Origin of the sequence: Chitinophaga pollutisoli (assembly GCF_038396755.1) — a bacterium.
Taxonomy (GTDB): Bacteria; Bacteroidota; Bacteroidia; order Chitinophagales; family Chitinophagaceae; genus Chitinophaga; species Chitinophaga pollutisoli.
In genome coordinates this window covers 5,666,740-5,682,669 of the sequence record NZ_CP149822.1, presented here as the reverse complement: position 1 = coordinate 5,682,669, position 15,930 = coordinate 5,666,740, and the positions used below count along the sequence as shown (strand labels likewise).

Sequence of the window (15,930 nt, the reverse complement as noted above, 5' to 3'; positions counted from 1 at the left end):
AAGAGATAGATTAATGAACGATGAGCCGGCGCCCTTCCATGCTGAACTTCGCGCCGTTATCTTCCAACATTTTCAGCAGCTCCGACAAAGGTAACTGGCGGCTGATGCGTCCCCCGATCAGGAGCTTCGTTTTTCCACGGTATACCACTTCTACATCGTACCAGCGCGCCGCCTGGCGCAGGATGTCGTCGATATCCGCGTTATCGAATTCGAAGAAGCCCGTTTTCCAGGCGATTACCTGCTGTACATCTGCCGGCGCGACGGTGATCGTGCCGGTGGCGTGTTCGAGCCGGGCCTGTTGGCCGGGTTTGAGCCGTACATCCTTTACTTTCACGGCGCCTTCCAACAGTGTGGTGTTCATGGTCCGCTCATCCGGGTATGCCATAACGTCGAACCCTGTTCCCAGTACTTCCACGTTGGCCGCTTGGGTTTGTACGATAAAGGGTTTGAGGGCGTCTTTGCTCACTTCGAAATACCCCTGCCCTTCCAGCTCCACCACGCGCTTGTTGTCGTGGAAGGCGGTCGGGAAACGGAGTTTGGACGTGGAATTCAGCCATACGCGGCTTCCGTCGGGCAATACGATCTGGAACTGGCCGCCACGGGGCACCGTGAGGGTGTTGAAGCCCGCCGCCACCGGATGGCCTGCCACACTGTACAATAACTTCCCGTTTTGCTGCCGCACGAGTGTTTCGCCCTGGCGGATCACCTGGTTGCCGGCGCTGTCGAGGGTTACCACCGAACCGTCGGCCAGGGTCAGCACGGCTTTGTCTGACCCCGGCGCGATGTCGGCCGCGGAAATGGGTTTTGCTTCCGCTACAGATGGACTTTTGGAAGATGGACGGGTAAGGAAAAATGCGCCTCCCGCGCCCAGGAGCAGGAGTACGGCGGCGGCGGCGACCCAACGGCGGACCGGCAGGCGGCGCACTTTGGTGGCGCGGATGCTTTCGAGCAGGCGCGCTTCTATACGTTGACTGATTTCTGGTGAAATTTCAGGGCGGGATGCCATCATAACCGGGAACTCTTCCTGCATCTTTTGCAGCACCTCCCGGTGCGCGCCGGATTGCCGGAGCCTTTCCATAAGTTCAGCCGCCTCTTCGGGCGTACAATCGCCGTCGAGGTATCGTTGCAGCAGTTTTTCGTGGTCCGTGGATGTAGACATATCAGCAGGCGCCTTTGACGTGGTACCTGTATATAATATCCGGGAAATGGAAAAGAGGGTACCCCTCCCTAAAAATAATTTTTGAAATAAAAGGCCACCGAGAGGGAAACGCCGCCGTAGCGGAAGATATAATCGTGGATGAAACGCATGCCGAGCACCATATGTTTTTTAACGGCATTGCGGGAAATGCCGAGGATTTCGGCGGCTTCGTCGTAAGTGCGCCCTTCCTGCCTGCAGAGGCGGAACACGTTGAGGCGCTGGGGCGGCATCTGGTTGAGGGCTTCGTGGAAAAGGCGGTCGTATTCCTTGGATTTCACCACCTGCTCGGGATGGAAGCCTTCTGGCAAAGTGTTCAGCTGCGCCAGGATCTGCTCCCGCAGGCCGCGGTCGGTAGCCGCGCGCTCAAGGGTTTTGAAAACGTGGTTACGGGCAATGCGGTAAATATAACCGGCGAAAGGAAGCTCCGGCTGGATGCGTTCCCGGATCTCCCATACTTTCAAAAAACGTCATGCACAAGATCCTCCGCCAGCGAAGGTACCTTGCAATAACGCAGAATAAACATGTAGAGGGATGGGTGAAACCGATGGTAAATAGCTGCAAAGGCTTGCTCGTCGCCGTTCTTCATCCGTATCAGCAAATCCGTCCCGGATAGGTTGCTATCCATGCCGACTATCAAATTTTGGTTGCCTGGTTGACTGTAAATCTAACTAAAATCGGTTAATCGCCAAATGGGGCATTATACCTACATTTATGGTCCGGATTTACCGGAAAGGATCTAACCGACGGAAGATGAAGCAGATAAAATTGAGTGTACTGGACCAGTCCGTGATCCGGACCGGCAGTAACGTACGGGAAACCTTGCTGGAAACCATGGCATTGGCGCAAATGGCCGACAAACTGGGCTATTCGCGTTTCTGGGTTTCGGAGCACCATAACATTGCAACGATCGCCGGCTCCACGCCGGAAGTATTACTGGCATTTTTGACAGCGCATACCGAGTATATCCGCCTTGGCTCCGCCGGTGTGATGTTACCGAACCACAGTTCGCTGAAGGTAGCGGAGAATTTCCGGATGCTGGAAGCCCTCGCGCCCGGGCGCATCGATCTCGGCGTGGGGCGCGCTCCCGGTGGCGACCGGCTCACTGCGCGTATCCTCAACCCGCAGAATACGTTCAGCGACAAAGATTTCGTGCAGCAGATCATGGACCTGCAGCATTTCCTCACGGACCATGCGCCCGAGGGCACGCTGTATGAAAAAGTGAAAGCCATGCCGCAGGCGGAAACCGCTCCGCCCATCTGGCTGCTGACTTCCAGCGGCGGCAGCGCGAGCGTGGCGGCGCACTTCGGAACCGCCCTCTCCTTCGCCCATTTCATCAATCCCAGCGGCGGGCCGGAAGTCGTGCATCAATACCGCGAAACCTTCCGCCCTTCGGAAACGCTTTCCGCTCCGCTCGCCAACTTTGGCATTTTCGCGTTCACCTCCGAAAACCCGGAAGCCGTTGAGCGCTGGCAAACCATCATGGACTACCGACTGCTCCAGATCGAGCGCGGCAGCGATGCGGCGCTTCCCTCCTACGAAGCCATCCGCGAACAGGAGTACATGCCCGATGAGCAGCTGCGCGTCAACTACAACCGCCGCCGCATGATCTGCGGTTCACCGGAAGTAGTGAAAGCGAAGATCACCGCGCTCTGCGAAACTTATGAAGTCGACGAAGCCGTGATCAGCACCATCGCCGAGCATGCCGACGAAAGAATGGAATCGTTCCGTTTGCTCGCCAAAGCTTTCGGTCTAACACCCCGCAACTGATTTTAACATTTCGCTAAGGTTACATTTTTGCATTGCACATTGTTGCCGCAGTGGTCACGAGCCGTGTTTCGCCGAATCCCCGCCATTCGAGCCGGTTGCGGGCGATGCCTTTCTGCACGAGATATTGCACGGCGGACTCCGCGCGATGTTCTGAGAGGCGGAGATTATAGGCGCCGTTTCCACGTCTATCCATATGTGATTCCAGTGAAATCCGCATGGCGGGATGATCCTGGAGGATAATGGCCGGCGAATCCAGCACACGCGTGGCATCCGGGTAATGGATGGCGTACTTGTCGAAATCGTAATACAAACCCTTCAGCACGAGCACGTCTCCTTTTTTCGGTAGACCAAGGGCGCAGAAATGCGGCATTTTACACATTGGATAGTTTTTCATGTGACCTGTCATTAATAACCGCTATCCCGCCGAATTGTGTGTAAGTAAATGGGGTATGGAGATATTAAAACGACAAAAACCCCGTGCCACGGAGCTTTTGTCGTTTCTGAAGGACGAGATACCTTCACCAGGTAACGATATGGTTTATCACAGGAGTATGGTATGCGTTTACTGTCCCTTGATGAAGTGCACCGGCTCTACCCGGAAATATTTCCGGAAAGCGATGCGGAATGCGGCCACCGAATCGAACCCGGTATCTTCGGCGATCCGGGAGAAAGGGGCTTTCGTTTTCATCAGGGCGAGGTATGCCACGTGCATGCGTTTATCCATGATAAATTCAGGAATGGTGCGGCCGTACCGGGCTACAAACGAGGCTTCCAGCAATGTATGATCGAGGGAAAAGCGTTCACCGAGGCTTTCCACCGTATGCGGTTTCGCGAAATTCCGGACCAGGTAATGGTAGCAGGCCGCGGTCTTCTTCCGGTTTTTGGTAGACATCCGGACTTCACCCGCGTCTTGCCGCATGGCGCGGAGAAAAACGGTGAGCAGGTTAACCGCCTGCCGGCGGAGGAAATACTCAGCCGTATCGCCGATTTGTTTGCAACAAAGGATATTTTTCAAAGCGCGTTGGCAAACTTCATTGAACACCACATGCCTGGCATTGATCCGCCCTTCTCCCTGGAGGATTTCCGGCGTAATGAGTCCGGCCAGTTCGGGAACGGTGTCCATCAGCTCGCCTGCCGATTCCGGCCTGAAATTGATGTGGAAACTATCGAACCACTGCCCGGGTTCCAGGGGTACAGTATTAAAATAACTTTCCAGGTTAAAAAGATCCATCCGGTGGTTGCGCAAATCCGTCAACCGCCCGTTTCCCATCAGTACGCGCACATTGTTGCCGAGCATGAGATGAAGAATGACGTTGCGCATAGTCGTTTTCGGCAGCAGGACCATGGGGAAGAAGGGCATCACGTGGTGAAACCACATGGAAACGGGCCCTACCAGCCTGATCTCCTGTGTTACGATCTTACAATCCGGGTACATTTCATAATACACACGGGCAAAGGGCAATAGTCCTTTCAGTTCATCGTCAGGAATGCTGGCAAAAGGCATAGGTTCAATTTGCGGTGCATCGATCCACAAAATCCTGTTTGGAGGCAGATGGCTTTCCATAATACATAATGTATTTGGTGACAGTTCAAAAAATTGCTTTCGGCTGAAATGTCTGAAGCCAATTGGAGAAGAATCAAAACGGGGTTCGCATAGTACTAGTCTGTCAGACGTGAATGAAATGCATTCACTGGTAAGATAAGTTGGAGAAGATCAGCTAGTCAGTGGTATTTGTACCTACTATAACAATGCAAAAATGCTCCTCAAGGGTGAATACCCGATCAAAAAAATCTCATCATGCGAAAAAAAAGCGGCGGAAAACCAGAAGGTCTTCCGCCGCGAGGCATGTATTTCCGATCGGTGCGTTTAGTTTAACGTATTGATCCAGCTGGCGATACGCAGCGCATCGGCCTTTGGAACCTGTGGCATGGGCGGCATTTCGGTAGCGTAGCCGGGCCAGTTTTCAGGATTCGGGTTATAGATAAGTTTCACGATCATCTCGTTCGTGTACTTTTTACGCGCGATGTCTTTGAATGCCGGGCCAACCTGTTTTTTGTCTGCATTGTGGCAGGCGGAGCAGGTATATTTTGCCAGGAGGGGTTTTACTTCCTCGTAGGTAGCCGCTTTGGGAGCGGCAGGCTTGGCGGCGGTGGTTTCAGGCGTTTTCGCGGCGGGTTTGGCGCCGGTGGCCTTCGCTTTGGCGGCTTCAGCGGCTTTCGCTTTCGCGGCGGCGGCTTCGGCTTCCTTCACGGAGTTGCGGGTGCTCACTTCGCTCATCGCCAGTTTGGCGCCATCGGGGATGTTGTTGAGCGTGTAGTAAGCGTTGGGGTGCACGGCGGTATAGAAGAAGTCCTTCTCGCGCACGCCTTCCACGGAAATGTTGTGGATGTAATACTGGCGCAGGTTATCGACGATCAGGCGCACTTTGGTGCCGTCTTCAGATACTTTCACACCTTTCACTTCGCATCTTTCCGGGTTTACGGTAGGGCTGCCATATACAGGGTGATATTTGTAAATGAAGCTTTCCACGTTATAGGCGGCCAGGTCGGCGGCGGACTTCTTGTCTACCGGCAATGTAAACTCGATCTCGAAGCCGTCGGGCATCGCTTTCACGGTTTTCATTTCGAAAGGAATACGGTTGCTCCACACCAGGCGCTGCAAACCTTCGTTGGCATCGCCGGCCGAGCCCCAGCCGCGGTTGGTTTCACCGACGTACAGGGAACCGTCTTTCCCCCAGGCCATGCGCAACACGCCGGACTGGAAACCACCCCTGAAATCAAATGCCACGCCCTGGAACTCCCCTTTCACTTTTTCCAACACCACACGCATGATCTTGCTTTGCCCCTGGTCCCCCACGAGGAGCTGACCGGCAAACGGACCAAAAGTATTTTCCGGGATGGGAAGGATTTCGGAGTTGGAAATGCCCAGCACGCCGTGCGGGAGCCACACTGCCGGCAACTTGATCTGCGGGATGGCTTTCTTCACTTCCGATAGCGTTTTGAACTGCTCGTCCACCACGTTTTCAGGTTTCACCATGCGGCCTTCCGCATTGCGGATGCGGCGCTGGTCCACTTGTTTATAAAGATCTTCTTCTTTCAGTTTGAGGGGAGATTCCGGGTGGTCGGTCCAGCGGAGGCCAGCGGGATGCCCTACGAAATCACCTTTTTTCACCTGCCAAACGCCGCCGGAACCCATCCAGTCGCCCTGGTTTTCGGAATAGAACAGTTCGCCATCGATCATACCGAGACCGCAGGGAGAGCGCATACCGGTGGCCCAGGGCTCCATGTGGCTGCCGTCGGGAGAAATATGCATTACCCAGCCGCGCCAGGGAACACGGCTTTCGCCGCGCCACCATTCCTCGTTACCGAAAGCTACGTTGCCGGATACGAAGAAAGAGCCGTCGGGCGCCAGTTTGGGCCCGAAGCTGTATTCGTGGTAGTGACCGGAAAGCGGCCAGGCGTATACGGTTTCATATACATCGGCCTTGCCGTCGTTGTTGGTGTCGGAAAGACGGGTAAGCTCGCCGCGCTGGGCGCAGTAGAGGTCGCCGTTCTTATAGGCCAGGCCCAGTATTTCGTGCAGACCGCTGGCGAATTTGCGGAAATGCGGGCGGCGGCTACCGGGATTTTCCACGATGTAGACGTCGCCACGGCGGGTTGCCACGCCGAGGTCGCCGTTGGGCAATACGGTGAGGCCGCCCACTTCGAGCAGCGTACCTTCCGGCGCGCTTACTTTCAGAATACGGAAATAGTCTTCTTCTTTCGGCGTTTCCTGCGCTGAGGAAGAGAGTTGCGTCATCAGCGGGAGCAGGCACATCGCCGCTTTTTTGATTATATGCTTCATTGCGATGATTCAGTCATTGGTTTAGAAAAGGATGGAATAGCTCAGCTTGCCGCGAACGGGAACGATCAGTTCCTGTTTGCCGCCGGAGGTGCGCACAACTGGTTTGGCGCCGCCGGCGTCGGTGAGGCGGAGGTAGAAGGATTTTCCATCCACTACATACAGGTCTTTTTCCACCTGCTCGATCTGCGCGCCTTCGGCGAGCTTGGCGAAGAGATCGGCCGCGGGGGCGGATACCTCGAGATCGCGGGTGAAACCGGAGCCGTCGGGCAGGATGCGGATGGCGTCAGTCACATTGCTGCCGAAAATCTGGTAGCGGAAAGTGGGCCTGTCTTTTTCATCGAGCACATATCCTTTGGGACGGTAGCTGGTACCGGTGGAGTCTGCTTTCCATTCCGCGCCGGCATCAGCCAGACGGTTGAGGGTAAATGCGGTTTTACCGAAACGCTGCAGGGCGCCTATGGGGCGGGCGGTGCCATTGCCGCGCTCGTGCCACATGGGGGTGGTTTCGAGGAAGCGGCCGCGCCATACCTGGAGCAGCATGCCGTTATCGAGATCATAGGAATAATGCACCTTTTCGGGGCTCCCTACAGAAATGGCATGTGTAATTTTTTCACGGCCCGGCATATCGAGGAAGCTGCGGAGCAGGGTGTTCTGGTCTGCTTCCACGAGGATGGGATCGGTATTATCGGGGGAAACGGGATCGCCGTAGAGCGTTTCGCGCAGGCCGTTGCCAACGACGGACAGCGTAACGGAGGGAGCGCCCCAGTCGCCTTCGCGGCCGTAGATGATTTCCACGTCGGAAGCGCCTGCCGGAAGTTGCACGTTTCCGCGGTTGTTGCCGCCGTAGCGGGTTACCTCTTTGCCATTGATTTTGAGGCTTGCGCCGCCGCCTTGCGCGTAAACGCCTACGCCGTATTCGCCAGCTTTCGGTACGTTGAGCTTGCCGGTGTAACGGAGCTGGTAACCGTGGGTGAAGGGGCCGGCGTTGGCGGTCAGCTTATCGCTGGCGCCTTTGGCTTCCACTTTCGCGCTGGCGGGGTCGAGGTCCCGGGCGCCGGCGGTTTTGTATACGGAGTATTCCAGGCCCGTAAGCGAGGGGCGCGGGGTGGAATAGTCGGTGATCTGGATATTGCGGAAAGCGACGGCGCCATGATCGCCCTGGATGCGCAGGGGGCCCGTGGGGGCTTCGTTGCCGTTGGCGCCGCGGGTGGCGCCGAGGAGCTCAAGGTTTTCGTGGATGGTTACGCCGTTGAGCTCGGCGCGGATGATACGGGCGTTTACGATCTTATTGCCCGCCGCATCGAACCGGGGCGCCTGGAAGGATACCTTCAGGTGCTGCCAGAGGCCAGGCGCCTTGCTGGCGTTCTGGCGGGGAGCGTAGCCCTGGTAGCCTTTCTGGCCTTCGGGCTTGCTGTCGTCCCAGCGCTCATAAATACCGCCATTGTCGGCTGCGCGGGGGAAGGATTCCCCCAGCTGTCGAACAGCTGGAATTCGTAGCGCCCCTGGAAATAGATACCGGAATTGGATCCCGCGGCCATCATATAATCAAGTTCCAGGTCGATATCCCCGTGTTGGAAGTTGGAATAGAGGTCTTCCCCGTGTTGTTTTTTGCCGGGGAGGTTCACCAGTACACCGGTGCCTTTAACGGTTTCGAGGGCATTGGGCTTGCTGATCCTGGCGGACACGTCGCCGGCGATCTGCCAGGTGCCGCCGGGCTGGCGGAAGGCGGAGAGGTCCGTCAGCGGCCATTTTCCGGATTGCGCCGTAGCAGGTTGGGCCAGCATCAGACCGGCGCCGCATGCATACAAAAAGCCGATCATGGACCGGCTTACAAAACTGCGATTCGATTTTTGTACCATAGTTGCCCAAAATAACTATTGTTTCGATCCCCGAAACCGAAATTCCACAGATGGTAAAGCGTGCCGGGTACCCTTGCCCTAACGCCCGGCTATATCGTTTTAGCATGAAAACGATTGCTATGCAGGAAATTGGGGCGGTTGGCGTGGCAAAACCCGGTAGCTAAACGGTTTTGCAAAGCATTCCGGCACTTAGTGTATTCCTTACATGAACGGAGGGAAAGCAGGGCGGGCGGTAAAACAATGGGCAGCGGCGGACGAGTACGGCGCGGGCGGATTTCGGATAGTGGATGGCTGGCAAATAGGCTGGCTAGCAGGGATGGTGCAGCCAGAACTTAGCCCGGATGCAGTAGGGATACAATAGGGATACCGTACTGGAACCGTACTAGCTGAGTAATTGAACGAATATCTTAGTTGCAGCGTTATCGGATACTAAAAAACCGGCAGGCATACGCCCGCCGGCCTGGATCTCTCCGCACACATGCCTGGGTGCAGATCGTTTACGCCCGTGCCAGCCGGGCAGCTTTTTGGAGGAAAACAAACAATACCGTTCCCGTCACGAATAAAAAGGTCTCCGTCATCAGCCACTGCGTCCCGAAATCGCCCAGGGGCCCCTCCATACCAAGGGTCATCAACCGCGACAACGCATAAAAACCCCACAACATCACCAGGAACAATACACCCTGCCGCTCGTCCCGGAATGCCCAGCGGCATAACATCACCACAATCGTCAACCCTACACCGCCATACACGCCGCGGATAGAACTGTACGAATCGGGGTTCGGCAATTTCACCTGCACCAGGTCCATTACCGCCTGCGGACTGGCAAATGCCATGAGGCTTACATACAACAGGCTGGCGGCGGAAAAGAGAATATAAATGCGGGAAAGGATGCGTAGTGTCTTTTGTTGTTTCATGTTTAGATCTGAATTTTGATTACCCCACAAAAATGCCCGTTCCGTCAAAATAAAATCTTGGCGGCTGCCAAGATTTTCCGGTTACCGCAGGCAGTGCGCTCCATCCCGTTAAAATTTCACCGGCAACGATTGCCTCCAAAGGCCCTGTTCCTCAAAAAAAGCCCATTACTGCCCTACCTGCACCCAATCCGCCCACATCAACATCGCCCGAGAACGAATATCATTGTTTTACATATGATTTATCGTAATTCAAACCATTCCCGGGAATGCATGTTATAACTGTAAAAAACAGCAAGTAAATGGCCCAAACCGTTGCAGAACAGATCGTTCAATTGTTACGCGCCGCGGGCGTGGAAAGGATTTACGCCGTTACCGGCGATAGCCTCAACCATCTCAACGACGCCATCCGCCGCGACGGCCATATTCAATGGATACACGTGCGCCACGAAGAAACCGCCGCCTACGCCGCTGGCGCCGAAGCACAGCTGACGGGCAAGATCGCCTGCTGCGCGGGGAGCTGCGGGCCCGGGCATGTGCATCTCATCAACGGCCTGTACGACGCCCACCGGTCCGGCGCGCCGGTGCTGGCCATCGCTTCAGCCATCCCTTCCCCCGAATTCGGCTCCGGCTTTTTCCAGGAAACGAACATCTACAAACTGTTCGACGATTGCAGCTACTATTGCGAAATGGCCACCACGCCAGCCCAAGCGCCGCGCATGTTGCAAATGGCCATGCAAACAGCCGTCAGCCGCAAAGGCGTAGCGGTGTTCGGATTGCCGGGTGATGTATCGGAAATGGATGCGGAAAAAGGCGCATCTTCCCACAACGTTTACCTCACCCAATCCGGCATCATCCCTTCCTCCGGCGAACTGGCCCAACTGGCTGAAACGCTCAACAAAAGCGAGAAGGTGACGATCTTTTGCGGCATCGGCGCCGCAGGCGCGCATCCGGAAATCATCGACCTCGCCAACGCCCTACAGGCACCTGTCGGTTATTCGTTCAGGGGCAAGATGGCCGTCCAACACAATAATCCTAACGAAGTGGGCATGACCGGCCTGCTGGGACTGCCCTCGGCCTATCATGCCATGCATCACGCCGATATGCTGCTGTTGCTGGGCACCGATTTCCCCTACACTCCTTTCCTTCCCGACGATACGCGTGTTGTCCAGATCGATGCGCAGGCCGAAAGGCTGGGAAGAAGGGCGGTGCTGCATCAGGGCCTGCACGGCACCATCCGCGAAACCCTTGCGGCGTTGCTTCCTCTCATCCAGCCCAAAACCAAAAACGAATTCCTGGAAAACGAACGGAAACTCTACGCGAAAGTGAATGACCGCCTGCAATCTTATGTTACAGATGCCGGCGGCGAAAATAAAATCCATCCCGAATTCGTGGCCGCCGCCATCGACCAGCTCGCCCCGCCCGACGCCGTTTTCACCGTAGACACCGGCATGACCTGCGTGTGGGCCGCACGTTACATCTCCTCCACCGGCAACCGAGCATTGCTGGGCTCATTCAACCACGGTTCCATGGCAAATGCGTTGCCGCAAGCCATCGGCGCAGCCTTATGCGCGCCAGAACGTGCCGTGGTAGCGCTTTGCGGCGACGGCGGCCTGTCAATGACCACCGGCGATCTCGCCACCATCGCGCAATACAAACTCCCCGTAAAAATCATTGTGTTCAATAACCGCTCGCTGGGCATGGTAAAACTGGAAATGGAAGTTGCAGGCCTGCCCGACTGGCAAACCGATATGCACAATCCGGATTTCGCGATGCTGGCGCAGGCGTACGGCCTTCCCGGCATCACCGTTTCGCAGCCCGACCGTGTGCGTGAAGCCCTCAGCCACGCACTCGGCCAGCCCGGTCCCGTGTTGCTGAACATCATGACGGACCCCAATGCGCTGGCCATGCCGCCGAAGATCAAACTGGCGCAAGTGCGCGGGATGGCGGCCTCCATGACGAAACTAATGCTGAACGGCGAATTTGAAGAAGTATGGGAAACCATTAAAAGCAACATCCGCCACGCAAAGGAACTACTTTGAAAACCCATTACACACGCCGGCTTTACCCCTGGCGCAAAAAAGAAAGCCTGTCCGCGGCTTGCGCCCGATGACAGTCCTCCCTCCTGTTATGCCTTTTGTTTTTTTACTGTCTTACATCGTAAACATGCGTTCCCGGGCCGGCGCTGACAGGCGTCCTGCCGGGGAGTTCCAACGTTGCGGAACTGTTTGGCGGGATAGTCATGGTGTATTGCACTGTGCGGCCTTTGCGCTTCCAGGATGAAATGATACGGCCTGCTGGCCCGTCGTGATGTGCTTCAAAATGATCGAGCCCTTTCACGAAATGCGGTTTCATGCGCACATGCCGGAAGCCTGGCTGCCGCTCGTCGGGGAAGATGCCACCCACTCCTTTGTAAAGCCAGGCGCCGATTTCACCGAACATGATATGGTTGAGGGAAATATCGCTTTTCGCATTGATGGGCCAGTTTTCATACAGCGTGGTTGCGCCATTCTTGATCCACCATCCCCAGCTCGGGTAATCTTCCTGGCTGGCGATCTTCCAGGCGGCGTCGGCGTAACCGTTTTCGCTCAGCGCGTTCAGAATGGCTTTGCTGCCGATAAGGCCAACATCCAGGTGAAAATTATCCGCCTCGACTCTTTTGTAAAGATTGGCGGCCACTTTCGCGCGAAGCGAATCCGGAACCAGGCCCCAATACAAAGCCACGCTCAGTTCCGTTTGAACGCCCTGGCCATAGATCGCGGTTTCGCGGTGCAAATATTTTTCGTTAAAAGCATTGCGGATGTAAGTTGCCAACGCCGCATACCGCTCCGCATCTTTCATTTTGCCCAGCATTTTCGCGGTTTTGGCGAGGATGTTGACATCCGTGTAATAAAACGCGGTGGATGTAAATGGAACGGGAGTTTGGGATTTCACGGGAATCCAGTCGCCGAGGCCCCAGGTTGTAATGCCGGAAGGCGATATCGAAGTGATATAGTCGACGTAGCGGCGCATCGCGTCGTAGGAGCGCGAAAGCAGCGTGGTGTCGCCATAGAAAAGGTAAATATTCCAGGGGATGATGGCGATGGTGCTCGTCCAATCCGGACCATTTCCCCATTCATATCCCCACCCGCCGGTTGGGATAATCGATGGGAAAACGCCATTGGGCTGCTGCTCGTCGAAATGATCGTTCAGCCATTTTTCGTACACGGTGATGCCGTCGAAATTATACAGCGCGGTTTCAATGGCCTGGTGCGCATCGCCCGTCCAGCCGTTCTTTTCACGTTGCGGGCAATCGGTCGGGTAGCCGAAAAGGTTGGACTGGTAGGAATTATTGGTGGCTTCCCAGATTTTATTCATCACGGGATTGGAAGTATGCACATAGCCTTTAGCTTCCACCAGGCTGTGCTGGAATAATCCCGTCAGGCTTTCTTTCTTCAGCTCCACCGGCACACTGCTTACCACTTCCACATACTGGAACCCTTTGTAATTGAAGCGCGGCATAAAAGTTTCCTCCCCTTTTCCGGAAAGGATGAAAATATCGGTCTGGAAAGGATCCTGGTCGCCGGTGGGCCGGTAATGCACATCGATATTGGATTGATCGGTGTGCCCGGCGGAATCCAGCCGTTCGGCGTGCCGGAGGCGCAACACTGCTCCGGCAGGACCATTCACCGTGAGCCTGCTGACGCCGGAAATGTTCTGTCCCAGGTCGTACAGATACCGTGTATCGCTAAACTTCCGGAAACCCTTCGCCGCCAGGGTATCGCCGTCCCCCACGGGCACCATTGCCTGGGCGGCTACGTTCATCGAAGGCGCCGCGCGCAGGAGCACGCTTTTCCATGTTTTGTCGTTGAAACCCGCATTGGCCCAGCCTTCCTGTTCCAGCCGCGCGTCGTAATGCTCCGCGGTATAAATGCTATTGAAGATGACAGGGCCCGTGTGGGTCTTCCAATCTTTACCCGTGGTAATCGTTTCCACGCGGCCGTCATCGTATGTGATGCGGACGTCCATGCAGAAAGCGGGACGCGCACGCCAGGGTGCTTTGTGAAAATCCCACACAGCGGTGGACTGGTGATTGTACCATCCATTCCCCAACATCACGCCCAACACATTTTCGCCGGACTGCAACTGCGGGGTGATATCCCAGGTTACGTAGAGGTTGCGCCGGTCGAAGCGGGTGTACATGGGATCGAGCCGGTGGTGGCCGATGCGCTGGCCGTTTATATACAACTCGTACAACCCGGCCGCGGCAATGTACGCCCTGGCGCTGCGGATCTTCCCCGAAGACAGGAATGCCTTGCGGAAGAGGGCGGCGGGCTTCAAATCCACGTCGTTCACGTCGCTGATCCAGGCGCCCTTCCAGTCGCGCCAGCTCATCATACCGGTTTCAAAACGCGCGGCCGCGCGGTCTGCCGGTTGATCCGCACGGATTACCTCCACTTCCCAGTCATACGCCGTAAAGGACGCCAGGGCCGGACCGGAATAGCGCACCAAAGCCGTGGGGCCAGGCAGCATGCCCGAAGTCCAAACGACCGATCCGTTCTTGCTGACCGTCACCCTGCACGACGATTGCTCCCCTGATTCCAGGCGCCAGGTAAAGCGGGGCCGGGCCGCATCGATCCCGATGGGGTTGGCGAGATGTTCGCACCGGAGCCCGGCGAGCTGGGCGCTGACTTGCTGTGCGGCGAGAAGGCCGAGCAGTAAAAAGAGGCGTTTCATGGTGCGTAATATAAAAAAACAACGGGTTTAACTGTCCCGGTGCGTCCTGCTCCGGCGGCCGCCACGAATTTTCGTGTCATGATATTTCGTGGCGGGCATCGGCATTTCGCGGGAAACGCGGTGGGACCACTTCGGCTTCCATCTCCCCAAACCCTTTACCGCATTCATTTTCGTTTGATTCCACTCAACTGGCACAACAATGGTTTGATATAGGGACAAAACCCAATCCCATGCAAATACAAGACATGCAGACGTTCCGCCTGCAAGCGTTGCCCGCCAGGACCGGGGGCGCTTCCAACGAAATCCAGCTGGTGCACCTGACGCAGGGCGCCTGCCTGCTCGACAATGGCGCTACATCTTCCGAGGGCCTTTACTTCATCCGCAGCGCCGCCTCCGGGCAGGGCGTGTTTTCCCGCGATGCCAAAGGGCATGCTTTCACTTTCACCCACGATTTCATCCATTACATCCCCCTCGTGTACGAACTTTGCCTGCTGGGCGCCGCAGGTAAACCCGTGCTGCGCGTGGAGAATGCGCAGCGCGGAGATACATTCGAGCTGCTGAACCTCATCCGTGCCGAATGGGAATCGGACAGGCCATACCGGCTCGATATGATCCGCGATTACCTTAAAATTCTCCTGCGCCAGATCGCGCGTTGCCTGCCCGCGCCGCGGACGGGTTATTCCGCCGACCGCAAAACGGGGCTCGTTCGGCAGTTCATTTCGCTGCTCGACCAGCAGTTTATCCTGCTGAAAAAAGTGACCGATTATGCGGGGCACCTGCATGTAACCGCCAACCATCTGAACACGACGGTTAAGGAGCTGACCGGCGTAACGGCAAGCGAGCATATCCGGCGGCGTATTTTGTCGGAAGCGCGTATGCTGGCCACGCACAAAGAGAACTATTCGATGAAGGAAATCGCGTACCATCTTGGATTTGAGGACAAATCGCACTTCTCGAAATACTTTAAGAACGCTTCAGGGAAGAATTTCACCAATTACAAGAAAGAGCTGTCGATGGAAGCCTGATTTGGCTTAAATTGCCGCATGCTCACTTTTCAACTGACCCCTGTCCCCGCACTTGTTACCGACAGGCTGATACTGCGCCAGGTGCAGCGCACGGACGCTGATGATATTTTGTATCTGCGCTCGCATCCCCAACTGATGCATTTCATCCCGCGGGTGCGGGCCGTCAACCGCGAAGACGCGATTACGCTGATCGACCGTTTCAATACCTTGTCGCAGGCCAACGAAGCGATCAACTGGGGGATAACATTGAAAGGGGAAGATAAAGTGATCGGGGTGATCGGCTATGTGAAGATGAATCCGGCCTATCATCGTGCAGAGGTGGGATATATGCTGCATGACGGGTATCATTGCAGGGGCATCACCAGTGAAGCCCTCGCCGCGGTATTGCGCCATGGATTCGAGGCGTACCGGCTGCATTCGGTGGAAGCGATCATCGACCCGGCGAATGTAGCGAGCGAAAAAGTGCTGGAGAAATCGGGGTTTGTGAAAGAAGGATTTTTCCGGGAAGCGGAGTATTGGGACGGCCGGTATCTCGACATTGCGGTGTATTCGTTGCTGACGCCTTTGCGCGACGGGCAGGATATCGGCAAATAATGTAATTTCGCTGACA

13 protein-coding genes and 1 pseudogene are annotated in these 15,930 nt (G+C 56.0%); 4 read left to right on the top strand and 10 right to left on the bottom strand.

Going from position 1 to position 15,930, the window contains the following annotated elements:
• Positions 1-10 precede the first annotated feature (10 nt).
• Both WJU16_RS24185 and WJU16_RS24180 read right to left on the bottom strand, forming a co-directional pair.
• Positions 11-1,159, bottom strand: a complete 1,149-nt coding sequence (locus WJU16_RS24185; RefSeq protein ID WP_341835925.1) for a FecR domain-containing protein — start codon at positions 1,157-1,159, stop codon at positions 11-13.
• 68 nt (positions 1,160-1,227) lie between these two features.
• The gene (locus WJU16_RS24180) at positions 1,228-1,659 is read right to left on the bottom strand and encodes a sigma-70 family RNA polymerase sigma factor (RefSeq protein ID WP_341835924.1); all 432 of its coding nucleotides are present in this window, start codon (positions 1,657-1,659) and stop codon (positions 1,228-1,230) included.
• 289 nt (positions 1,660-1,948) lie between these two features.
• On the opposite strand from WJU16_RS24180, the gene WJU16_RS24175 reads away from it, so the two are divergent.
• Positions 1,949-2,965 (top strand): LLM class flavin-dependent oxidoreductase, encoded by a 1,017-nt coding sequence (locus WJU16_RS24175; protein ID WP_341835923.1) that lies wholly within the window; start codon positions 1,949-1,951, stop codon positions 2,963-2,965.
• A 19-nt stretch (positions 2,966-2,984) separates the two neighbouring features.
• Here the strand turns inward: WJU16_RS24175 and WJU16_RS24170 are convergent, their stop codons facing one another.
• The 7 genes and pseudogenes from WJU16_RS24170 to WJU16_RS24145 all read right to left on the bottom strand — a co-directional run bounded on the left by WJU16_RS24170 (position 2,985) and on the right by WJU16_RS24145 (position 9,582).
• Positions 2,985-3,359, bottom strand: a complete 375-nt coding sequence (locus tag WJU16_RS24170) for an OmpA family protein (RefSeq protein WP_341835922.1) — start codon at positions 3,357-3,359, stop codon at positions 2,985-2,987.
• Between the two features lie 168 nt (positions 3,360-3,527).
• Positions 3,528-4,469 (bottom strand): AraC family transcriptional regulator, encoded by a 942-nt coding sequence (locus WJU16_RS24165; RefSeq protein ID WP_341835921.1) that lies wholly within the window; start codon positions 4,467-4,469, stop codon positions 3,528-3,530.
• Positions 4,470-4,832: 363 nt separating this feature from the next.
• Complete coding sequence (locus tag WJU16_RS24160) at positions 4,833-6,809, bottom strand: hypothetical protein (protein WP_341835920.1); 1,977 nt, start codon at positions 6,807-6,809, stop codon at positions 4,833-4,835.
• A 21-nt stretch (positions 6,810-6,830) separates the two neighbouring features.
• Positions 6,831-7,832, bottom strand: coding sequence for a hypothetical protein (locus WJU16_RS24155; RefSeq protein ID WP_341835919.1), 1,002 nt, complete (start codon positions 7,830-7,832; stop codon positions 6,831-6,833).
• 153 nt (positions 7,833-7,985) lie between these two features.
• A pseudogene (locus WJU16_RS26205) lies at positions 7,986-8,243 on the bottom strand (hypothetical protein); the annotation flags it as partial.
• The gene (locus WJU16_RS24150) at positions 8,138-8,629 is read right to left on the bottom strand and encodes a family 16 glycoside hydrolase (protein WP_341835918.1); all 492 of its coding nucleotides are present in this window, start codon (positions 8,627-8,629) and stop codon (positions 8,138-8,140) included. The gene WJU16_RS24150 and the pseudogene WJU16_RS26205, both read right to left, overlap by 106 nt.
• 536 nt (positions 8,630-9,165) lie before the next feature.
• Complete coding sequence (locus tag WJU16_RS24145) at positions 9,166-9,582, bottom strand: DUF4345 domain-containing protein (protein ID WP_341835917.1); 417 nt, start codon at positions 9,580-9,582, stop codon at positions 9,166-9,168.
• Positions 9,583-9,881: 299 nt separating this feature from the next.
• On the opposite strand from WJU16_RS24145, the gene WJU16_RS24140 reads away from it, so the two are divergent.
• Positions 9,882-11,621: a thiamine pyrophosphate-dependent enzyme gene (locus WJU16_RS24140; RefSeq protein ID WP_341835916.1), complete on the top strand. Its 1,740-nt coding sequence runs from the start codon at positions 9,882-9,884 to the stop codon at positions 11,619-11,621.
• Between the two features lie 103 nt (positions 11,622-11,724).
• Here the strand turns inward: WJU16_RS24140 and WJU16_RS24135 are convergent, their stop codons facing one another.
• Entirely contained in the window at positions 11,725-14,295 is a 2,571-nt protein-coding gene (locus tag WJU16_RS24135; RefSeq protein WP_341835915.1) for a family 78 glycoside hydrolase catalytic domain, read from the bottom strand.
• A gap of 230 nt (positions 14,296-14,525) precedes the next feature.
• On the opposite strand from WJU16_RS24135, the gene WJU16_RS24130 reads away from it, so the two are divergent.
• Positions 14,526-15,320 carry a helix-turn-helix domain-containing protein gene (locus WJU16_RS24130; protein ID WP_341835914.1) on the top strand — a complete coding sequence of 265 codons (795 nt, stop codon included), beginning with the start codon at positions 14,526-14,528 and terminating at the stop codon, positions 15,318-15,320.
• An 18-nt stretch (positions 15,321-15,338) separates the two neighbouring features.
• Entirely contained in the window at positions 15,339-15,914 is a 576-nt protein-coding gene (locus WJU16_RS24125) for a GNAT family N-acetyltransferase (protein WP_341835913.1), read from the top strand.
• The last annotated feature ends 16 nt before the right edge of the window (positions 15,915-15,930 follow it).